The organism is Rhizobium sp. P44RR-XXIV, from assembly GCF_001999485.2.
Taxonomy (GTDB): domain Bacteria; phylum Pseudomonadota; class Alphaproteobacteria; order Rhizobiales; family Rhizobiaceae; genus Rhizobium.
This window is the reverse complement of record NZ_MPVZ02000018.1, coordinates 20,896-40,269: the sequence shown is the minus strand read 5'-3', so window position 1 is coordinate 40,269 and position 19,374 is coordinate 20,896. Positions and strand designations below refer to the sequence as shown.

21 protein-coding genes and 2 pseudogenes are annotated in these 19,374 nt (G+C 59.6%); 17 read left to right on the top strand and 6 right to left on the bottom strand.

Features of this window, described 5'->3' with window-relative positions; all coding sequences use genetic code 11:
* Positions 1-929, bottom strand: a pseudogene (locus BSK43_RS00380) (zincin-like metallopeptidase domain-containing protein); the annotation flags it as partial.
* A gap of 24 nt (positions 930-953) precedes the next feature.
* On the opposite strand from BSK43_RS00380, the pseudogene BSK43_RS00375 reads away from it, so the two are divergent.
* The 4 genes and pseudogenes from BSK43_RS00375 to repC form a co-directional block, all read left to right on the top strand.
* Positions 954-1,238 (top strand): annotated as a pseudogene (locus tag BSK43_RS00375) (zincin-like metallopeptidase domain-containing protein); the annotation flags it as partial.
* Positions 1,239-1,409: 171 nt separating this feature from the next.
* A complete protein-coding gene (gene repA / locus BSK43_RS00370) occupies positions 1,410-2,624 on the top strand; it encodes a plasmid partitioning protein RepA (RefSeq protein WP_052642541.1) in 1,215 nt (404 codons plus the stop codon).
* Positions 2,554-3,633 (top strand): plasmid partitioning protein RepB, encoded by a 1,080-nt coding sequence (repB, locus tag BSK43_RS00365; protein ID WP_246662457.1) that lies wholly within the window; start codon positions 2,554-2,556, stop codon positions 3,631-3,633. Before repA ends, repB begins: the two co-directional genes overlap by 71 nt.
* 191 nt (positions 3,634-3,824) lie before the next feature.
* Positions 3,825-5,063, top strand: a complete 1,239-nt coding sequence (gene repC, locus BSK43_RS00360) for a plasmid replication protein RepC (protein WP_077472852.1) — start codon at positions 3,825-3,827, stop codon at positions 5,061-5,063.
* Between the two features lie 64 nt (positions 5,064-5,127).
* On the opposite strand, the gene BSK43_RS00355 is transcribed toward repC, so the two are convergent.
* The gene (locus BSK43_RS00355) at positions 5,128-5,541 is read right to left on the bottom strand and encodes a helix-turn-helix domain-containing protein (protein ID WP_052642499.1); all 414 of its coding nucleotides are present in this window, start codon (positions 5,539-5,541) and stop codon (positions 5,128-5,130) included.
* A 76-nt stretch (positions 5,542-5,617) separates the two neighbouring features.
* Between BSK43_RS00355 and BSK43_RS00350 the strand changes: the two genes are divergently transcribed.
* From BSK43_RS00350 to BSK43_RS00320, 7 genes are all read left to right on the top strand, one after another.
* Positions 5,618-6,016 (top strand): mercuric transporter MerT family protein, encoded by a 399-nt coding sequence (locus tag BSK43_RS00350; RefSeq protein WP_052642501.1) that lies wholly within the window; start codon positions 5,618-5,620, stop codon positions 6,014-6,016.
* A gap of 17 nt (positions 6,017-6,033) precedes the next feature.
* The gene (locus BSK43_RS00345) at positions 6,034-6,372 is read left to right on the top strand and encodes a heavy metal-associated domain-containing protein (RefSeq protein ID WP_225246255.1); all 339 of its coding nucleotides are present in this window, start codon (positions 6,034-6,036) and stop codon (positions 6,370-6,372) included.
* A 4-nt stretch (positions 6,373-6,376) separates the two neighbouring features.
* On the top strand, positions 6,377-6,595 hold the full coding sequence (locus BSK43_RS00340) for a hypothetical protein (protein ID WP_125302879.1): 219 nt from the start codon (positions 6,377-6,379) through the stop codon (positions 6,593-6,595).
* A gap of 9 nt (positions 6,596-6,604) precedes the next feature.
* A complete protein-coding gene (gene merA / locus BSK43_RS00335; RefSeq protein ID WP_052642505.1) occupies positions 6,605-8,035 on the top strand; it encodes a mercury(II) reductase in 1,431 nt (476 codons plus the stop codon).
* Positions 8,036-8,044: 9 nt separating this feature from the next.
* Positions 8,045-8,305 carry a hypothetical protein gene (locus BSK43_RS00330; RefSeq protein WP_052642507.1) on the top strand — a complete coding sequence of 87 codons (261 nt, stop codon included), beginning with the start codon at positions 8,045-8,047 and terminating at the stop codon, positions 8,303-8,305.
* A gap of 130 nt (positions 8,306-8,435) precedes the next feature.
* Positions 8,436-9,659 carry an NAD(P)/FAD-dependent oxidoreductase gene (locus BSK43_RS00325; protein WP_205910578.1) on the top strand — a complete coding sequence of 408 codons (1,224 nt, stop codon included), beginning with the start codon at positions 8,436-8,438 and terminating at the stop codon, positions 9,657-9,659.
* Positions 9,660-10,009: 350 nt separating this feature from the next.
* Positions 10,010-10,675, top strand: a complete 666-nt coding sequence (locus tag BSK43_RS00320) for a hypothetical protein (protein ID WP_052642511.1) — start codon at positions 10,010-10,012, stop codon at positions 10,673-10,675.
* On the opposite strand, the gene hisI is transcribed toward BSK43_RS00320, so the two are convergent.
* Complete coding sequence (hisI, locus tag BSK43_RS00315; protein ID WP_077472851.1) at positions 10,606-11,022, bottom strand: phosphoribosyl-AMP cyclohydrolase; 417 nt, start codon at positions 11,020-11,022, stop codon at positions 10,606-10,608. The genes BSK43_RS00320 and hisI overlap by 70 nt on opposite strands.
* Positions 11,023-11,077: 55 nt before the next feature.
* Positions 11,078-11,371: a hypothetical protein gene (locus BSK43_RS00310; RefSeq protein ID WP_077472850.1), complete on the bottom strand. Its 294-nt coding sequence runs from the start codon at positions 11,369-11,371 to the stop codon at positions 11,078-11,080.
* Positions 11,372-11,758: 387 nt separating this feature from the next.
* Here BSK43_RS00310 and BSK43_RS00305 point away from each other — a divergent pair, with 387 nt between their 5' ends.
* The 3 genes from BSK43_RS00305 to BSK43_RS00295 all read left to right on the top strand — a co-directional run bounded on the left by BSK43_RS00305 (position 11,759) and on the right by BSK43_RS00295 (position 13,044).
* Positions 11,759-12,181 (top strand): mercuric transporter MerT family protein, encoded by a 423-nt coding sequence (locus tag BSK43_RS00305; protein WP_077472849.1) that lies wholly within the window; start codon positions 11,759-11,761, stop codon positions 12,179-12,181.
* A 19-nt stretch (positions 12,182-12,200) separates the two neighbouring features.
* Complete coding sequence (locus tag BSK43_RS00300; RefSeq protein ID WP_052642517.1) at positions 12,201-12,494, top strand: cation transporter; 294 nt, start codon at positions 12,201-12,203, stop codon at positions 12,492-12,494.
* A gap of 151 nt (positions 12,495-12,645) precedes the next feature.
* On the top strand, positions 12,646-13,044 hold the full coding sequence (locus BSK43_RS00295; RefSeq protein WP_077472848.1) for a MerC domain-containing protein: 399 nt from the start codon (positions 12,646-12,648) through the stop codon (positions 13,042-13,044).
* Positions 13,045-13,176: 132 nt separating this feature from the next.
* Here BSK43_RS00295 and BSK43_RS00290 read toward each other — a convergent pair whose 3' ends face one another.
* Positions 13,177-13,803: a recombinase family protein gene (locus BSK43_RS00290; protein WP_052642521.1), complete on the bottom strand. Its 627-nt coding sequence runs from the start codon at positions 13,801-13,803 to the stop codon at positions 13,177-13,179.
* A 95-nt stretch (positions 13,804-13,898) separates the two neighbouring features.
* Between BSK43_RS00290 and BSK43_RS00285 the strand changes: the two genes are divergently transcribed.
* The 3 genes from BSK43_RS00285 to BSK43_RS35480 all read left to right on the top strand — a co-directional run bounded on the left by BSK43_RS00285 (position 13,899) and on the right by BSK43_RS35480 (position 18,400).
* Complete coding sequence (locus BSK43_RS00285) at positions 13,899-16,796, top strand: Tn3 family transposase (protein ID WP_077472847.1); 2,898 nt, start codon at positions 13,899-13,901, stop codon at positions 16,794-16,796.
* A 204-nt stretch (positions 16,797-17,000) separates the two neighbouring features.
* The gene (locus BSK43_RS00280; protein ID WP_077472846.1) at positions 17,001-18,044 is read left to right on the top strand and encodes a hypothetical protein; all 1,044 of its coding nucleotides are present in this window, start codon (positions 17,001-17,003) and stop codon (positions 18,042-18,044) included.
* Between the two features lie 98 nt (positions 18,045-18,142).
* Positions 18,143-18,400: a hypothetical protein gene (locus BSK43_RS35480; protein ID WP_077472845.1), complete on the top strand. Its 258-nt coding sequence runs from the start codon at positions 18,143-18,145 to the stop codon at positions 18,398-18,400.
* Positions 18,401-18,610: 210 nt separating this feature from the next.
* On the opposite strand, the gene BSK43_RS00270 is transcribed toward BSK43_RS35480, so the two are convergent.
* Positions 18,611-19,369 carry a DUF6118 family protein gene (locus tag BSK43_RS00270; RefSeq protein WP_077472843.1) on the bottom strand — a complete coding sequence of 253 codons (759 nt, stop codon included), beginning with the start codon at positions 19,367-19,369 and terminating at the stop codon, positions 18,611-18,613.
* Positions 19,370-19,374: the final 5 nt, after the last annotated feature.

Sequence of the window (19,374 nt, the reverse complement as noted above, 5' to 3'; positions counted from 1 at the left end):
GCGGCGAGCTGCCGCGCGCGCGGCGGCCTGCTCGATGCCCTGCACCGCGTCGGCAGGATGGGGCGGGCCAGCAGGGCGGCCGCCTGGTCGTTGGTCGGTGGGGTCATGTTCGCCTCCTGGTCTGCGACGGCCGCTTGCTGCTGGGTCAGCGCCGGCAGGGCCATCAACTGGTCGGGCGCGTAGTTGTTCAGCTCGTCCAGGCTGCGAACCTGGTGGGGTTCACCGTCCTGGTCGTGGAACGCAAAGATGCGCTGGCCGTCGCTCCACCTGGCTTCGGCGTCGATGATCGACACGATCTGTTCGCCGTGCTGCTGGAGCTGCTGCGCGAGGTGGAGCTGTTCGGCCATGTTGGCGAACTCTTGCGCCAAGCCCTTGCGCTCCAGGTAGGCGTTGTCGGTGTCGGTGTGGCTCGGGTCGATGCCGAACACCGGCGACAGCCGGTCATGCGCGACCGCGTAGAACTGCTCGGGATCGGTGCCGGTGATGCTGCCCACGGTTTCGAGGCCACGGCTGCGCAAGGCGTCTTCCAGGGTGTCGCCCTGGAATGCCTGGTAGTGGCTGAAAGACACGTCCGGGTTGTCCAGGACTTCGGCAATGTCCACGGCCAGGGCCTGGGCCACGGCTTCGTCCTGGGCCTGGCTCTGCTGCTGGTCTTGCTCCTGAACCTGCTTCTGCTCGAAGGCCAGCACGTAGTCGTGAATCTTCTCGGCATCGGCGGCCGCGCGGAACACCTCCAGCGGCTCGTCTTGCAGCGCCTTGATCCACGAACCCACATAGGCGGCGTGCTGGCCCGGATCGTGGCCGATGCCCAGCTCGTCGCCGACGATCATGGAAGCGATCTCGGCGCGCAGCTCTTCCTTGGCGTACCCCTCGCTCCCGAACGGGTGCGCCAGGTCGCGGTCAAGGCGCGAAGCGTGGCCCGTCCAGTGGGTTTTATGCCGATATCGGCATAAAACCACTGGAGCGGCGCAAAATCACGCCTTGATCGTGACCTTAGCGGGCGGTTCGGGAGCGAGACCTACGCAATGGAGGAGCTTATTGCCGAAATCTCAGCCGCGTTCGTCTGCGCCGATCTTGGCATTGAGCATGATCCGCGAGACAACACCGCGACTTACGTTGAAAACTGGCTCAAGGTGCTGAAGCAGGATTCACGTGCAGTCATCACTGCCGCCGCGAAGGCTCAGGCAGTCGCTGACTATCTCCGACAGTTCAGCTCTTCTACAGGGAAGGGGCCCTAGCAAAACTGTCGGGCCTCATGCGCATCGACCCAAAACTTTACAACTGTAAAGTCGGGCATCCTTGATGGGTTAACTTCTTGTTAACGAAAAACGCCTTGAAGAATCGGAGTCAGTCTGGCATCCCTGACGGAAATGATCTCGTAAAGTGATCAGAACCGTCACGAGGATTGCATGTTGCAGCCAGCTTCTCAGAGCGTCAGAGACACTGCGTCGAAGATCGAGGTCTACACCTCGAAACTCTCTGCGGAGCTGAACGATATGCGTGAAGCTGTCTATCCACCCTCTGCGCAGAAAACATTTGGCCGGACATTCTCAACCCTTGACCTAGTGAGGCTACTCAAGGTTCCGGAAAGTACTCTTCGCCAGTTGACGCTGGAAGGGAAGGGGCCTTTGCCCGAGCGCGCAGAAAACAATAGGCGAACGTACACGATAGAGCAGGTCAAGGAACTGAGGCGATTCCTGGCCGAACTTCGTCCTGACGAAGCTGGCGAGCTGCTTCCGCATCGTCGCAAAGGGGAAAAGCTTCAGGTAATTGCTACGGCGAATTTCAAAGGTGGTAGTTCCAAGACAACCACTTCTATCCATCTCGCACATTTTTTAGGGCTTCAGGGTTATCGGGTCTTGTGTCTGGATCTTGATCCGCAAGCATCGATGACTGCGCTATTTGGTATTCAGCCCGAGTTCGATCTCGGCGAGAACCAGACAGCCTATGCAGCCATTCGATATGACAATGAGAGGCGGCCGCTCGCTGAAGTGATCCGGCCAACCTATTTCCCAGGTGTCGATCTAGTTCCTGGCAATCTGGAGCTAATGGACTTTGAGTTTGATACCCCGTCCTATCTGACCTCGAAAACCAGAGATGACCTGGGTTTGTTTTTCGAGCGGCTAAGCAGTGCCCTGGCCCGCGTCGATGATCGATACGATATCGTTATCATCGACACCCCACCGTCCCTTGGATACTCGACACTCGCTGCTCTTTATGCAGCCACGTCCTTAATCATTACCGTTCACCCGGCGATGCTCGACGTTGCATCGTGCAATCAGTTCCTGATCATGATCTCCGATCTATCGGAGGTGCTGGGGCAGTTTGGAGCTAAATTTGAGCATGACTTTTTCCGCTTCCTGCTCACGCGCGTGAACCCGAATGACGGGCCGCAGAAGTACATGTCCGGAGTCATGCGCCGATTGTTTGGTGATGATGTACTCGTGGCGGAGGCGCTCGAATCGACGGCAATCGCCGGTGCAGCGGTAGCGAAGAAGACCCTATACGAGCTTGAGTCGGGTGAGGTCGGTCGTGAGGCGTTGAAGCGCGCAATTGAGAGCGCTGACCGAGTTAACTCCGAGATCCTCGACCTCGTTCACAAAGTTTGGGGACGTAGCACATGAAGAAAAGCATCCTTCAGCGAATGGCGGCCGCCGAAACCCGGACGGAATCTCCTGTGTCCTCGGACGCGTCGACAAGCCCTCGCTGGCGCGGCGGCACTCTTCACCTGTCATTTCCAATGTGGGTCGGGCACTGACACAGCTCACAGAAGATAGTGTCATTTCACTCGATCCTGACCGTATCGACCGCTCCCCCTATAGAGATCGCTTTGGCAACGACGAGGACGCGGCCAAAGAGCTCGAGGCGCTTAAGATTTCAATCGCAAGTGAAGGCCAAAAAATTCCGGTTCTTGTTCGGCCGCATCCGACGAAAGCGGATCATTACCAGCTTGCATACGGTTACCGTCGATGGGCAGCGATCAAGGCCATAATGGCAGAATCGGACCGCCCGGAGACCATAAAGATTCGAGCCTATGTTCGAGAACTTTCCGATCGGCAGTTGATTGAAGAGCAATCGCTCGAGAATGGTGTTCGGGAAAACCTGACCTGGATTGAGCAGGCAATGTGGGCCGTACAGCTGAAAAGTGCTGGCCTTTCCCATCGCGCCATGTGCCCAATCTTGGGAGCTTCAGAAGCGGCAATATCGCATCTTTTTCGAGTGACGGAGGCGGTACCCGAAGACATCATTCTTGCGATCGGAAGAGCAAAGGGAGTTGGTCGACCGAAATGGACCGCATTTGCCGAGTTGCTGAAAGATCCGAGCAGCGCAGCACGTGTTCGTAAAATAATCGACACGGTCGAGTTTCGAGGCGCTGACAGCTCCAGCCGTATTGCCCAAGCGATACGTGCTGCAAGTTCGGCGGCCGACAAAGTGACTACGGAGCCAGCTGAAGAGATTGTTGACTTCGCCGTGGGTGACCGAGTTTTTGGCCGCATGAAGAGTAATTCGGCTGGAACTACGGTCTCAATCCCGAAGCAGGAACGCACTTTCGCGCGCTGGCTCGCGGACCGAATGCCTGATCTTCTAAGCGAATACAACAATCGTTCAGATCCAACTCACAAAGAGGTGTGATCGAGACACTCATTAATTGGTCAAGAGGAGAGACCGCGACAAAAGAAAAAGGCCCCCAAAACGTTTCCGTCATGGAAGCCTCTCTCAATTCCTAGCAAGATCGAGAATCGCATTTCCATGAATCCCAGTCAAGAGTCTTTGGCATCGTTTTGGTGAGCGGATTTCTTTTGCCTGAAGAAAGGTGAAGGAATATGCAGACGGGAAATGTGACGACGCCCTTTGGGCGGCGGCCGGCTGTGCTTGCTCTTGTAAAGAGGCAGCTCCAGACGTCCGAGACGAAACCAAGCCGCCAGGTCGAAAAATGGAAAGTGTTTCGCGACGCTTGTGAGGCCCGTGAACGCCTTGGCCTCCAGGACAGGGCGCTGACTGTGCTGGACGCATTGCTGACGTTTTATCCAGAGAGCGAGCTCAACTGCGATAGTGGATTGGTGGTCTTTCCATCCAATGCTCAGCTGTCTGTCAGAGCGCACGGCATAACCGGAACGACCTTGCGGCGGCATTTGGCTGCCTTGGTCGAAGCCGGGCTCATCCAGCGCAAGGATAGTCCGAACGGCAAGCGCTACGCTCACCGTGACAAGGGTGGCGATATCGAGCAGGCTTTTGGATTCGATCTTTCTCCACTTTTGGCTCGTGCTGCGGAACTTGCAGGTCTGGCACAGGAAGTCGCTGCCGAGCGCCTGCAGTTCAGACGAGCCAAAGAAGCGCTGACTATCTGCCGGCGTGATGTACGCAAGCTAATTTCCGCCGCGATGGAGGAGGGGGCCGACGGCGACTGGGAAGCCATCGAAGACATGTATGTCGGCATTGTCAGCCGACTCCCCCGCAATCCTGACCGTCGCCAGGTGGAGGCAATCCTCGACGAGATGCAGCTTTTGCGCACCGAAGTCCTCAACCTTCTGGAAAATCAGTTAGATTCTAAAAATATGGACGGCAATGCTGTTCAAAATGGCTGTCACATACAGAATTCAAAACCCGAATCCATCTATGAACTTGAACCTAGCTCTGGAAAAGAGCAGGGCGGAGCCGTCGAGCTGGAAGTAGCACCCAAAGCGGTTGCCCAGCCGTTGGCAAAGCCGGAACAGATGAAGGCGTTCCCGCTGTCGATGGTCCTGAAAGCCTGCCCGCAGATTTTGGATTACGGGCCCGGGGGGACGATCTCCCATTGGCGGGAGCTGATGGGGGCCGCGGTGGTGGTTCGATCAATGCTTGGTGTTAGCCCGTCGGCTTATGAGGAAGCGTGTGAGGTGATGGGGCCGGAGAACGCGGCGGTTGCTATGGCTGCAATCCTGGAGAGGGCAGGGCATATCAATTCGGCAGGTGGATATCTCCGCGATCTCACGCGTCGAGCGAGGGCAGGGGAGTTCGGGCTCGGACCAATGCTGATGTCGTTGATGCGCGCCAATACGAACGGAGGCCGGAAAGCCGGGTGAGGGGCTGTGCTGACGCACTAGGGGTCGGTTCCGGTATGGGGCGAAATGACACCCTAAGCGCCCGTCAAGCGGCGAGCGCGTTAAGGATCGGGCATTCCGGCACGTCTTCGCCAGAGCATTGCGAGATCATTGTCACGAGCACCGCTTCAATGCGCTGGAGGTCGGCAATCTTGGCGCGAACCTCGGCTAGATGCGGTTCGGTCCGGCGCTGCACCTCCGCGCAGGTCTGGCTTCTGCAATCGACAAGATGAAGCAGGCCGCGGACCTCGTCGATGCCAAAGCCGAGTTCGCGCGCCCTGAGGATGAAGCGCAGGCGGCGGACGTCGGTTTCGTCATAGATGCGATAACCGCTGGCGCTGCGCGGCGGGTCGGGTAGCAGGCCGATCTTCTCGTAATAGCGGATGGTCTCCAGATGGCAGCCGGTCGCACGGGCCAATTGGTGGCGCTGCAGTCCCTTGGCGGAAAGAAGAGAATTCATGGTGAAAATACCTCTTGAGTCTGTACTGGCTACAGAGCCTATCCTGTTTTCAGTCAGAAATCGAGGATGGTTTGCGATGAACGAAATTGGTAGCAAGACATTGAATTCTTCGAAGGCGGCCGCCGAACCGGATCGGCGCGAGGGCGGGCTCGCGGCGATAAGCGTTATCGGCGCTTTTCTGGCATCGGCCTGTTGCATCGTCCCGCTGCTCCTGGTGACACTCGGTGTATCGGGCGCATGGATCGGCAACCTGACGATGCTCGAACCCTATAAGCCCTATATCGCGGCGGCGACACTCGTGCCGCTCGGGTTTGGCTTCTGGCAGGTCTATTTCAAGCCCAAAGCCGCGTGCGAGCCGGGTTCCTACTGCGCCCGTCCGCGCTCCGCCATCATCACCAAGACCGCGCTTTGGATCGCAACGATCCTCATCGTGCTCGCCAGCACCATCGGCTGGTGGGCGCCGCTGTTCTATTGAAACGAGGAGATAACCACGTGAAATACCTGTCGAAACATCTGGTCGCCGCGGCTGCGCTTGGCTTGAGCGGTACTATTATGCTGCCACTTGCCCTTCCCGCGTCCGCACAATCCGCGTCGGAAACGGTTACCGTCAAGGAGCTGACGCAGACCTTCGCAATCGAGAACATGTATTGTGCCCTTTGTCCGGTCACCGTGCGCAAGGCCATGGAAGGCGTTGCGGGCGTGAAGTCGGTCAAGGTGGATTTCGAGGCCAAGACGGCGACGGTTGCCTATGACCCGTCGACCGCGACGGTCGCGGCCATTGCCGCTGCTTCCACCAATGTTGGCTATCCTGCCAAGGCGATCGGGAGTTGAGTCCGTGCCTGACCGGTCCATGCTTGGCGTCGGAGTGGTTGGCGTCTTGATCGCGGCGCTGTGCTGTCTGGTGCCGATCCTGCTGGTGGCGGCAGGTTTGATCGGCGTGGGAGCGCTGACAACAGCGGTCTACGGTCTGGTGCCAATTCTCATCCTCATCATTGCCGCAGCCGGTTACCTGCTGTGGCGACATCGTTCACACATCGATACCAGGAAACATTAGGAGATTTTCATGTCTGACTGCTGTGCGCCCCAAAAAGGCAATGGCCGCTACGATCTTGCGGTGATCGGTGCCGGTTCGGCCGGGTTCTCGGCCGCAATCACGGCCTCTGAGCAGGGGGCGAATGTCGCCCTGATCGGCCACGGCACGATCGGCGGCACCTGTGTCAATGTCGGCTGCGTACCGTCGAAGACGATGATCCGCGCTGCCGAGGCGCTGCATGGTGCACGCGCCGCGCATCGCTTTCCCGGTCTTGCCGGGGAAGCCAACGTCGCTGACTGGGGCCGTTTGGTCGCCGCCAAGGACGACCTGGTGACCACGCTCAGGCAGAAGAAATATGTCGACCTTCTGCCACAATACAACGGCGTCGCCTATCTGGAAGGGAAAGCGCGCCTGAATGGTCAGGGCGCTCTGATTGTGAACGGCGATCCGATCATGGCTGGCAAAATCATCATTGCTACCGGATCAGCGCCGGCCCTGCCGGACATTCCCGGCATTGGGGATGTGCCTTACCTCACCAGCACGACCGCGCTCGAGCTTTCCGAGCTGCCGCGTTCGCTGCTGGTGATCGGCGGTGGCTATATCGGCTGTGAACTGGCGCAGATGTTCGCCCGTGCCGGGGCGGAAGTGACACTTGTAACCCGCCGCCGCCTGTTGCCGGAAGCCGAGCCGGAAATCTCCGCAGCATTGACCGGTTATCTTCGCGACGAGGGCATTACCGTCCTAACCGGCCTCTCCTATCGCCGGATCGCGCGCACGGACCGCGGTGTCGAACTGACGGTCGCCATCGACGGAGCGGACGAAGTGATCGCGGCCGAGCAGGTGCTTTTGACCACTGGGCGGTCCCCGAACACCGGCGGTCTTGGCCTTGCCGAGGCGGGAGTTAAGCTATGCGGTAATGGCGGCGTCTTGGTTGATGAGCGGATGCGCACCTCAAAGCCTGGCGTCTATGCGGCAGGTGATGTCACCGGTCGCGACCAGTTCGTCTATATGGCAGCCTATGGCGCCAAGCTCGCTGCCCAAAACGCACTGAACGGTGACAGCCTTGTCTATGACAATGCGGCCATGCCGTGGGTGACGTTCACCGATCCGCAGGTCGCGGGCGTCGGCCTGACCGAACAGGCGGCTCGCGACGCCGGCTTCGAGACCAAGACTTCGATCGTATCTCTTGACCAGGTGCCGAGGGCGCTGGCCGCGCGCGACACGCGCGGGCTCATCAAACTGGTTGCCGACGCCAAAAGCGACCGATTGCTTGGTGGACAGATCCTCGCGCCCGAGGGCGCCGACAGCATCCAGACGGTGGTGTTGGCCATCAAGCACGGCATGACGGCGAAGGCGCTCGGCGAGACAATCTTCCCTTATCTCACCACGGTCGAAGGGTTGAAACTGGCGGCGCAGGGCTTCGGCAAGGACGTGGCGAAGCTGTCATGCTGCGCCGGATAGGAGGCTTCGATGGAACCTTCGAACGGATACGGCCTTGCGGGATTGCTCGCGGCTAAGATCGTCTGCTGCGGCGCGATTGTACTGGCAGCAACAGGCGCGATCAGCTTTGCCGGCCTTGCCAGTTGGCTGGTCGGCGGCGGCTACTTCTGGCTGGCAGCGGCCGTCTTGGCCATTGTCGGAATCTACTTGTGGCGGCACCGCGCGCGGGCAAATGGCAAGACCGACGGCAAAGGCCCCGTCGGTCAACCGATATACGGTCGGCGCAAGTAGTTCTGCTCAAAAGCGTCGCCGGATGTCATGTTGAGAAGGGTATTATTGCAGGCAGGGCGTTGCAAACCTTGCTGTGGGGGTTAGGTTTTTTGTCAGGGGGAAAAGTAGTCTTTTAGGAGAGGAGAATTGCATGAGCGATAACAAAAGCTTCGATCTGATCGTGATCGGAGGTGGGACGGGTGGAAATGGTGTCGCCCGGATGGCCGCTGACGCTGGCTGGAAGGTCGCCAGCATCGACGCCCTTCCTTTCGGCGGCACCTGTGCATTGCGAGGCTGCGATCCCAAAAAGATGCTGATCGCCGTGACTGAGGGCATTGACTGGGCCCGCAACTTGAGCGGCAAGGGGCTGGAAGCACAGACATCCGTCGACTGGGCGGACATGATCGCCTTCAAGCGCACGTTCACCGACGCGATGCCTGGTCGCATCGAGGGCGGGCTGGAGAAAGCCGGTATCACCGTGTTGCATGGCGAGGCACGCTTCACCGGGCGAGACAAGATCGAGGTGAATGGCGAGATCTTGTCGTCCCGGAACTTTCATATCGCCACCGGCGCTCGGCCAATGACGCTGAATATCCCCGGCGAGGAGTTGCTGGCGACTAGCACCGACTTTCTCGAGCTGCCCGAACGGCCGGACCGGGTCGTGTTCGTCGGCGGCGGATTCATTGCGATGGAATTTGCCCATATCTCCAAACGCGCAGGGGCGCGGGAAGTCACGGTTCTGGAGATGATGGAGCGACCGCTGGGCAATTTCGACCCCGACCTGGTCGGTATCCTTTCCGAGGCGACCGCCGATCTGGGGATTGACCTGCGGACCGAGGCCAAGGTTCTGAAGATCGAGAAAGACGGGTCGGATTTCACCGTTACCTATAAGACGCCGGAAGGAAAGCAGACGATCAATTGTGATCTGGTGGTTCATGCCACCGGGCGCGTGCCCAACATCGAGCATCTCAACCTGGAGGCCGCGGGCGTGGAATACGGCCGCAAAGGCATCAAGGTCAGCCCCTACATGCGGACCACAAATTCCGCCATTTTTGCAGCCGGCGACTGTGCCGACAGTGGGCCTAATCTGACCCCGGTTTCGGCCAACGAAGGCCGGATTGCAGGCAAGAACTGCTCGCAGGAAAGGATGAGCGCGCGGTCAGTTATCCGCCGATCCCAAGCGTTGTCTTCACGCTGCCGCAGCTTTCCTCGGTCGGCCTGTCCGAAGCCGCAGCACGCGACAAGGGGCTGGCCTTTGACACGCATTTCGAAAAGACCGCCGGCTGGTACTCGTCGCTGCGGGTCGGGGCGCGCTACAGTGCCTACAAGGTTCTGGTCGAGAACGGGACCGGCCATATTCTTGGTGCACATCTGATCGGCCCCGGAGCGGAGGAACAAATCAATCTCTTTGCCATGGCTATGGGCGCAGGGCTGACCGCGAACAGGATCAAGGGCATCATCTTCGCCTATCCCAGCTATGCGTCGGACATCAGTTCGATGGTGTAGCTGATGCGGCAAGGCTGGCATTTCGATTGCGGGCGTCTCTGAAAACGCTCGACGCGACGGGGAGCAGAGTTTGGGAGGCGCCCCACCGGCAGACACACGATCGTTTCGAACGGCCAACGGCCTTACCATCGAGGACAGCATGAGCAAAGGAATGTCCCCCAGTCAGCGATTCCCGACGGTCGAGCGTCTTAGTCCTGCCCGTTCAGCAGGATTACGCCCATGACCAAGCGCCGGGTCTGTGATTCCGAGGCACCCTACGGCGATCCGGGCATGCATCTCGGCCGCCTCGCACTCGGTCTCTCCGACAGCGCCGCTGCGTCGACCGACGCGCGTGCGGTGATCCGCGATATCGGACGGTTGCTGTCCGCGGCAACGCTTCGCGTCGATCGCATCTTTGTGAGCGCGCAGCCGCTGCATCCGGCCTTCCGTGCCCGGACCTATCTCTGGCTTGCCGACGACGACAGAGTTCGTGTCATCGATTGGCCGCATGGTCTGAAGAACCGACCGGGCTATCTCGCTTCCCCGGATCATCATGTGCACACGACGCGCACGGAGCTCCGCGTTCCTCGCCTGCAGGACGTCCGAGCGTTTCGGTGCGACCTCTACGGCGAACTTAGGGCTGACGGCTTTACCGACTATCTTATCGTTCCGCTGCGCTTCGGTGATGGCACGATCAATACTCTCTCCATCGCGACACGCCGGCGGAACGGCTTTCCGGAGGTGGCTTTGGAGGGTTTTCGGCGGCTGGTCGGTCTTCTGACCGTGATACTGGAGCGCCTGGTCGCGCTCGAAAACATCGATATTACCCTGAGGACCTATCTCGGCGGGGCATCCGGCACCCGGCGGAGCGTCGGGCGACCCGGCGCCGTAACGATCCGGCGATAGAAGCAACTCGCCCGGCCGGTATGGCAACATCCGCCGTCTCCGCCAGCGCGCACCTTGAGCCACACCGCGTCCTGATCACAATCGATGCGCAGTTCCTCGACCTGCTGGACTTGCCCACTCGTCGCGCCCTTATGCCAAAGACACTTGCGGGACCGGCTCCAGTACCAGGCCTGACCGGTCTCGATCGTCTTTTCCAGCGCCTCCGCATTCATCCACGCCAGCATTAGCACCACACCGTTCGCCGCATCCGTGGCGACTGCAGGAATGAGCCCATCCGCGTTGAATTGCGGCGTCAGAATGGAGTTTTCTTCGATCGTTTCCGCGAGGTCCGCGGCCGGCGTGGTCATGGGCAAGGGCGTATCTCCGAGTGTACGGGGTATTTCGCGATTGGAGTGTGCCGGCTCAAAGGATGGTTGGTGGTTGGCGGCTGCCGGGCCGTGCTTTGGGCTCGTCACATGTGCATGTCGGGGAGGCATCTTCCCGACGAGATGAAGCCCGGCGCCAGCGCATGAGGGCATAGCCGGCGGCTCCAGCCAGGAGTGTCAGCACACCCCCTATCACGAGACCTTGCCCGCTGAACCAGCCCAAAACGCCGCCCACCGCCGAGCCGATGACTACCGGTCCAAGGCAGCAAAGCGCGACTAAAGGCGCGATGATGATCGCGGTCACGATGCCGGCGGTCGGTTTGTCGTCCAAGGCGCTCTCCGTTCTGATCGCAGATCCATAGCATCGCTGCGGCGCGGTCCATTAATCACAAGCACGACCGCGTCGGGTATCCCGATGACGCGATCGCTGCCAAAGAGATTCGTTACACCCTGTACTCGGTACAGGGTCAAGACAAAATCTTGATCGCTTGGCCACGTAGGCACTGCGGAAACAGAGATTGGTAGCGCCACGGTTCATGATGCTTGAAAACCCCAGCTACGGTCTTCAGACGACAGCGACTGCTCAACGGGTTCCACTTTCCAACGCCCTCACAGAAGCGTGATCGCAAATCGTTGAAATCCCCCTTGAGTCTGTAGTGACTACAAGGCGTAGGCTACTTCGCAAATCGCTGTTCAACGATGCAGAAAGTGAGCAATTATGGAGGCATCATCAGGTCTCAAAGGATCCCGAACGTCGGCGACCGCCGCCATCCACGTGACATCGGTACACCAGCGGGGCGGACGCCAGCAACTGCTCGCCGCCGGCGGCATTCTCGGGGCGATCGCCGTCTCGAGTTGCTGCGTCATCCCGTTTGCCCTGTTCACCGTGGGCATCGGCGGAGCCTGGATCAGCAACCTCACCGCCCTCGAACCGTATCAACCGATTTTTGCCGCCATGACGTTCGGTATCCTCGGCTACGGGTTCTATCTCGTCTATCGCGAGCCAAAGGTCGCCTGCGCTGAGGGCTCCTATTGCGCCCAGCCCAAGTCGGGACGGATCGCCAAAGCCGGCCTCTGGGTTGCCACCGTCCTCGTCATCGTCGGACTAGGGTTCCCGAGACTTGCGCCCCTGTTCCTCTAAGCCAAAGGAGAATGATCCCATGATCCGCCCTGTCGCAGTTGCCGTTCTCCTCGCTCTGCTTTCCCCGCTCGCCGCCGTGGCCGGCGAGAAGACTGTTATACTGAACGTTGACAACGCCACCTGCGCGCTCTGCGCCCCCATCGTCAAAACGGCCCTCTCTCGTGTCTCGGGTGTCACAGCGGTCCAGGTAAAGGAAGCCGACGCAATGTCGGGTGCTGTCGCCACGGTCTCTTTCGATGACGCAGTCACCGGCGTACCGACCCTCATTGCTGCGACGACCAACGCCGGCTATCCGTCGCATGTGGCGCAATAGCCGCCGGCTGATTGGCGGCGGCGGGCGGAGAGCGGTATCACCTCTCTTCGCTGCTCCACATCGGCACGCTGCTGCCTCAAAGGGTGAACGGCGCCGTCGAAAATATCCACCCGGCGGGTGCGAAGTTGCAGGTGTGTAGGAGACTGCAGCTATGGCCGCGAACACCATCGAGCAAAGTACCTTTTGGAAACGGCACCTGGACAAATTCGGGGCCGCCGGATCGGTCTTCGCGGCGCTCTGCTGCCTCGGTACCCCGGTACTCCTTTCGATTGTATCGGCCGTCGGGCTTGGCTTCATCAAAAGAGATGCGATCCTGTTCCCATTGTTAGCAGCGTTTCTGGCCGTCACCCTACTCGGGCTATATCTTGGAACACGCAGCCATCATCAACCGTGGGCTCTCATCATCGGGGGGCTCAGTACGCTGGCGATAGCGGTCGTGTTTCTCGGTCTCATGCCAAGCCTTGTCCTGGCCTACGTCGGCATCTCTGGTTTGATCGCCGCCAGTTTTCTCAATGTCTGGCTCAGAGTACGCCAGCTAAGGAGCCGGTAACACCGAAACAATCAGTTCGCTTTTGGCGAACGGGAGACGATGTAGGCGTATCTCTGGTCATGGAGCCGGCGTTGCCCGGCGATCAACCGGCGTTCCGGTTCTCGCTCGATGTCATCGGGACCTTTATCGGGCTCAACGATTTGGCTCGCGAGCGACGATAGCGTTGCGGTTACGTTGCACGATATCGGAGACGGTGTTCTTGCTGAGCCCAAGTTCGCGACCAATGAGCCGATAGCTGCGGCCTTCAGCAACGAGCGCCAGAACTCGCGGAGCCAGACGGTCCGACTTCGGGCGCTGCCCCCGCTGTCGACCGAGTTTCTTGCCGCGCGCTTTGGCAACGGCCAAGCCCGATTTGACCCGTTCGCTGATAAGATCGCGTTCGAATTCAGCGATACCGGAGAGGAAAGTCGCCAGCATACGGCCATGAGGAGATGACAGATCGAAGGTCATGCCGTTCATGGCGATGACTGAGACCTTCCAGCTTTCCAGCTCGCGCAACGTGTTGAGGAGATCGATCGTCGAGCGTCCCCAGCGGGAGAGTTCTGTGACCAGGATGGCGTCGATATGTCTGGCCTGAGCGAGCGCCATGATCTTCTTGCGCTCGGCCCGGTCCAGCTTCACGCCCGAGCCCGTCTCTTTATATATGCCGGCAATTTTATATCCGGCACGTCCGGCGAAGGCGGTCAGATCTCGCTCCTGTCGTTCGCAGGACTGATCAGCCGTCGAAACCCGGCAATAGATGGCCACGCGCTGTCCCAATTGAACCCTCGTGGTTTTGTGGCTCGCAAAGCCTTGATTTGCATGGGGCGATTGTTGTCCAAAACAGACTGTACTTCAACAGGGACAACGCGCGCATGCCAAGACGACATATTCTCGCCGAGCGACAGCGCTCGGCGTTGCTCGACCTGCCGACGGACGAGTTATCACTGCTGAAGCATTACACATTGGGCGACGACGATCTGGCAAACATTCAGGAACGCCGCAGACCAGAAAACAGGCTGGGTTTCGCCCTGCAGCTTTGTGCACTACGCTATCCAGGGCGCGCGCTGGCTCCGGGCGAAATGATTCCGCATGAAGTCCTTTCCTTCATCGGAGCTCAGCTCGGCGTTCCGGCCGATGCGCTTCTCACCTATGCCGCCCGGCGTCAGACCCGCCAGCAACATATGGAGGCGTTGCGCGAGATCTACGGCTACAAGACATTCACGGGGCGCGGGGCCCGTGATCTGCGGGATTGGCTTTTCGATCAGGCTGAAGATGCCAGGTCGAACGAAGATCTGGCGCGGCGCTTCGTCGCGCAATGCAGGAAAATGGTGACCATCCTGCCGGCGGCGTCAACGATCGAGCGTCTGTGCGCCGATGCCCTTGTTGCCGCCGAGCGATGCATTGAGACACGGATAGCGGAAAGGCTCGACTTTAGTGTGCGCGAGCAACTGGACGGGCTTCTGACCGAAATGGTTGACGGAAACATCAGCCGTTTCATCTGGCTTCGCCAGTTCGAAGTCGGCAGCAATTCCGCATCAGCGAACCGCTTGCTTGATCGGCTGGAGTTCCTGCGCGGTCTGGAAGTCGATCCCCAGATCCTCCTAGGCGTACCGCCACACCGCATCGCGCGCCTGCGTCGGCAGGGCGAGCGTTACTTCACGGATGGCCTGCGCGACATCAGTTCGGATCGGCGGTGGGCGATCCTCGCCGTTTGCGTCGTCGAATGGGAAGCCGCGATCGCCGATGCCATCATCGAAACCCACGACCGCATCGTTGGGAAAACTTGGCGAGAGGCGAAACGGCTACATGACGAGCGGATTGCCGGTTCCAAGGCCGCAGTCACCGATACGCTTCGCGCTTTCACGGCATTGGGAGCCTCTTTGCTGGAAGCTCGCGACGATGGTGTTCCGTTGGACAATGTGTTGGCACGGTCGGCCGAATGGCATCAGCTTGAACAGCTGGTTGCCGTAGGGACGCAATTCACCAGTACATTGGCAGACGAGCCGTTGGCTCACGTCGGACAAGGGTATCATCGTTTTCGCCGATATGCGCCGCGGATGTTGCGATGCCTGAAGCTCAAGGCTGCGTCGGTGGCGGAGCCATTGATTGCAGCCGCGAAAGCCATCGGCGAAACACGTGCGCCGACATCAACAGGTATATCATTCCTGCGGCCGAATTCGAAATGGCATCGCCATCTCCGAGCGCAAGACCGAGGCGATGGTCGTTTATGGGAGGTCGCGGTGCTGTTTCATCTTCGCGATGCTTTCCGGTCTGGAGACATATGGCTGGATCATTCCCGCCGCTACGGCGATCTCAAGCAGGTGCTTGTTCCGATGACCTCGGCGCAGGCGAATGCCAGGATGGCTGTTCCTCTCGATCCTCAAGCTTGGCTGGCTGACCGCAAGGGTCGCCTTGCGGATGGTCTGAAGCGGCTGGCACGTGCCGCTCGCGACGGGACCATCCCCCATGGTAGCATTGAAGATGGAACGTTGCGGATCGACCGGTTGACCGCAGACGTTCCCGAAAGCGCAGAGGAACTGGTCCTCGATCTTTATCGTCGAATGCCGCCTGTGCGGATCACTGACATCTTGCTGGAAGTTGACGCGGCGGTCGGATTCTCGGACGCCTTTTCCCATCTCAGAACCGGAGCGCCATGCAGCGATCGGGTCGGCTTGCTGAACGTTCTGCTCGCCGAAGGGCTGAACCTAGGCCTTCGAAAAATGGCGGAAGCCTCGAACACGCATGATTACTGGCAGCTCTCGCGCCTTGCCCGCTGGCATGTCGAAAGCGAGGGCATGAACCAGGCGCTGGCGATGGTCGTGGCCGCGCAGGGCAAGCTGCCGATGTCCCGGTTCTGGGGCATGGGAAAAACCGCATCAAGCGATGGTCAGTTTTTCCCTTCGGCACGACAGGGCGAGGCCATGAACATGATCAACGCCAAGTACGGCAGTGAGCCTGGGCTCAAGGCTTATACCCACGTCAATGACCAGTTCGCGCCGTTCGCCTCACAGACTATTCCCGCAACCGTCAGTGAAGCTACGTACATCCTCGATGGCCTGCTGATGAATGAAGTCGGCCGGCAGGTCGGCGAGCAATACGCCGATACGGCGGGGTTTACCGATCATTTGTTCGGGACCAGTGCCATGCTCGGCTACCGGCTCGTCTTGCGCATCCGCGACTTACCGTCGAAACGGCTTTATGTCTTCGATCCCGCGGGGACACCCAAAGATTTACGCAAGCTGGTGGGCGGCAAAATCCGCGAAGAACTGATTGTGTCAAACTGGCCTGATCTCTTCCGCTGTGCTGCCACGATGGCCGCCGGAAAGATCAGACCGAGCCAGTTGCTCCGGAAACTCGCATCCTATCCCCGACAGAACGATCTTGCGGCCGCGCTTCGGGAAGTCGGCCGCGTCGAGCGCACTCTCTTTATCATCGAGTGGATCCTCGATACCGATATGCAGCGCCGCGCCCAGATTGGCCTCAACAAGGGCGAAGCCCACCATGCCCTCAAGAGTGCCCTGCGCATCGGCCGTCAAGGTGAAATCCGTGATCGAACCACTGAGGGGCAGCATTACCGGATCGCCGGGCTGAATCTGCTGACGGCGATCATCATCTACTGGAATACCGTCCACCTTGGCCACGCCGTCGCCGAACGGCGAAACGAAGGCCTCGATGTGCCACCCGAACTTTTAGCCCACATCTCTCCTCTGGGCTGGGCGCATATCCTGCTGACCGGCGAATATCTTTGGCCCACGGAGGCAAACGCTTAGGGTGTCATTCCGCCCCCAGCCGGAACCGACCCCTAAGACAGAAGCGGGGCCGCCGGAGGTCCACAATACTTCCGAGAAGTAGCTGTCGATCCTGACGCCAGTGGAGGTAGTCGGGGGTCCAAAGCGAGAGGTCGGCTCCGAAGAGCAGGCAGCTACGTGAAGGGCAGGGACCAACCCTGGTCATTGACCGGGGCTGGTCGTCCTATGTCCTTCGCTCAAGGTCTCACCAAAGAGCAGGAATATAAGGGTTTGTTGATGCAGAAGTATCGGAAAGTGCCCTGGAAGCGGAACCTGAAGCAGGTGCCGGCGGCTATCCTCCAAAAAATTCAAAACCTCCCGACCGACGCATTTGTCGTGAGGTGCGTCAAGACACTCCGTGCAGCCGATGTTGCCGACGTATATGCCCATCTTTCGCCCCCTGGTGAAATGGATGAGGCGAGTGAGGTTATGCCCGCGACGGATATGGGACGTTTCTCATCACGGAATAGCGATGGCTGGACTGAAAAACGCGAAGACCTCCCGAAGATCACGAAGACCTTTTATTGGGAGTCGCCCAATTTTGGTGACGCGTCGCGATACGGAACTCACGCTCATTACCGCGATCGTGAAGTCTACCAGACGGAGTACCACGAGCCGCGTTTCTACAAGATCGAAACGCGCTTGATGAAAATGGCGGCTGGATCGGCCGGCGGCGGCATCTACCAGATGACGGTCAATCAGCCTCTCTTGCGAACCCAATCTGGCTTTGAAAATGAGCTTCTGTTTATGCTCAACCTGCTGCAGGAGAATTGCGGCGAGGTCGATGTTTTCAGCGAAAGCGCGTCAACTGACGATATCATTGCAACGCTTTCGCTGGATTGGGACGTCTTTCCGCCTGGCAAAAACGATGACATCGTGGGGCGGCTAACGTCTGGACGCCAGCTTTCGTCGAGCAAAGCCGGGATTGTTGCCGACCGGGTCAAACTGTTCGCACTTCTGAAACCGCAAGCCTACCTCAAAGGGAGAGGGGCTTTCGGCAACTACATCGGTGCCCGATACGCTGATGACCTCGTCGTGTTCGAAAATATGGACTACGGCAACGCCTTGTATGTCCTCTATGATGACTGGGCAGACGTGTCCAAACGATCGCGTCTGGATCTCATCCGGGGCACCGATGCCAACTTCGACCGGCTAGTCCATACCATCGGTTGGGAGAAGGCGTTCGGGAAGATCATGGCGCGGGAAAAGAAGAAGCGCGGCCTCGTCTGAGGCCGCACCGCTTGGAGGGATCAGCCTACGGGCAGGAGGGATTAGAGAATGCGCGAATTGCGAAAGATCATGCTCACCGCTCTGGACGAGGCTATCGAATGCTGAACACCGACACCCGCCAAGCCAATTGGCGACGGGCTAATCCCGCAAAATACGACGCCCACCTAGCCGTTCAACGCGCCTTGAACTCGGGCAAGATAGCAAAACTGCCCTGCGAGGTCTGCGGCGACGAGACGGTAGACGCCCATCATGATCAATATGATGAACCTCTGAAGGTACGCTGGCTATGCCGGCGACATCACACCAGGCTGCACCACTACGGCGAGGACATGTTCCCGATCCGAGAGAGTCGATAAGGGGCGCAGCGCGCAGCCCTATCGTTCAGCCGGCGCCTCTTGCAGCAGTGCTTCCAGCCGCTCAATCTCCTGATCAGTCATTTCGTTAGTCGCCATCGCGACCCTCAACCTGCGAATTTCCCCGCATTCCGGGCACGCCTTCTGGCCGGTCCATTCCCGCTCGCCATCAAAACCACAGGCACCGCATTTAAACCGCGCCATCTGCCGACCTCATTGCCCTGCGGTTACGGTAATCGAACACGCCTGCGGCTTCCCCGACGAGGCGACGGCCTTGCGGCAGGCGGTGATCGCAGCACTATTAGCGTCAATCAGCCGATCGGCCGCCGAGACACGCTCCCATGATGCCGGACTGCCGAACCGCATCAATTCCATACCAGAATTCCAGGCATCCTCGCCCATGACGACACTTGCCACACGCGGCGCCGCCGAGAACGGCAAAACAGCCGGCCCAAACAACGTGAACAGAATGCCGAGTGCCACGCCGGAAAGGCCAACACCTATCAACCACCGATCCTGTCGGCCACGCTCGCGGGCACCCTCGACTTGGGCGGAGAGGTTTCGGCTGATGCGCTCGAGATCGGAGGCACGGTTCTCGAGCTTCTGCGCGGCCGATCGCACGAGACCCTCGCCGCTGCGCTCGAGGACGCGGGCATAGTGCTCGGCACCCTGGCGGAGAATCGGCACCTGCTGGATCGCCTGCAGGTGCTCGCCGACGACGGTGAGCTGCTGCGTCATGCGGCCCAGCTCGGCGCTATAATCGACGGTCGCTCCCTGCCGCTCCAGCTGATCGAAGGCAGACTCGACGCCTTTGCGGATCGTCGTCATCTCTCGGCCGAGATCGGCGGCCAGGTCCTCGACGGTATCGCGCAAGGCCTCAAACGCGGCCGCCGGATCGCCGGCATCATCCTCGCCGTGGAACGCTTCTGGCTCCATGTCCTCGGGATGGTGATTGCGATCATCGTCGGTCATGCCGT

What these genes read in the sequence shown, in the direction of transcription:
- BSK43_RS00285 (WP_077472847.1), top strand. Translation starts at nt 13,899, where the DNA reads ATGCCAAGACGACATATTCTCGCCGAGCGACAGCGCTCGGCGTTGCTC.
- BSK43_RS00280 (WP_077472846.1), top strand. Translation starts at nt 17,001, where the DNA reads ATGTCCTTCGCTCAAGGTCTCACCAAAGAGCAGGAATATAAGGGTTTG.
- BSK43_RS35480 (WP_077472845.1), top strand. Translation starts at nt 18,143, where the DNA reads ATGCTGAACACCGACACCCGCCAAGCCAATTGGCGACGGGCTAATCCC.
- BSK43_RS00330 (WP_052642507.1), top strand. Translation starts at nt 8,045, where the DNA reads ATGGAACCTTCGAACGGATACGGCCTTGCGGGATTGCTCGCGGCTAAG.
- BSK43_RS00270 (WP_077472843.1), bottom strand. Translation starts at nt 19,369, where the DNA reads ATGACCGACGATGATCGCAATCACCATCCCGAGGACATGGAGCCAGAA.
- BSK43_RS00355 (WP_052642499.1), bottom strand. Translation starts at nt 5,541, where the DNA reads ATGAATTCTCTTCTTTCCGCCAAGGGACTGCAGCGCCACCAATTGGCC.
- BSK43_RS00295 (WP_077472848.1), top strand. Translation starts at nt 12,646, where the DNA reads ATGGCCGCGAACACCATCGAGCAAAGTACCTTTTGGAAACGGCACCTG.
- BSK43_RS00325 (WP_205910578.1), top strand. Translation starts at nt 8,436, where the DNA reads ATGAGCGATAACAAAAGCTTCGATCTGATCGTGATCGGAGGTGGGACG.
- BSK43_RS00350 (WP_052642501.1), top strand. Translation starts at nt 5,618, where the DNA reads ATGAACGAAATTGGTAGCAAGACATTGAATTCTTCGAAGGCGGCCGCC.
- BSK43_RS00320 (WP_052642511.1), top strand. Translation starts at nt 10,010, where the DNA reads ATGACCAAGCGCCGGGTCTGTGATTCCGAGGCACCCTACGGCGATCCG.
- BSK43_RS00300 (WP_052642517.1), top strand. Translation starts at nt 12,201, where the DNA reads ATGATCCGCCCTGTCGCAGTTGCCGTTCTCCTCGCTCTGCTTTCCCCG.
- hisI (WP_077472851.1), bottom strand. Translation starts at nt 11,022, where the DNA reads ATGACCACGCCGGCCGCGGACCTCGCGGAAACGATCGAAGAAAACTCC.
- repA (WP_052642541.1), top strand. Translation starts at nt 1,410, where the DNA reads ATGTTGCAGCCAGCTTCTCAGAGCGTCAGAGACACTGCGTCGAAGATC.
- BSK43_RS00305 (WP_077472849.1), top strand. Translation starts at nt 11,759, where the DNA reads ATGGAGGCATCATCAGGTCTCAAAGGATCCCGAACGTCGGCGACCGCC.
- repC (WP_077472852.1), top strand. Translation starts at nt 3,825, where the DNA reads ATGCAGACGGGAAATGTGACGACGCCCTTTGGGCGGCGGCCGGCTGTG.
- merA (WP_052642505.1), top strand. Translation starts at nt 6,605, where the DNA reads ATGTCTGACTGCTGTGCGCCCCAAAAAGGCAATGGCCGCTACGATCTT.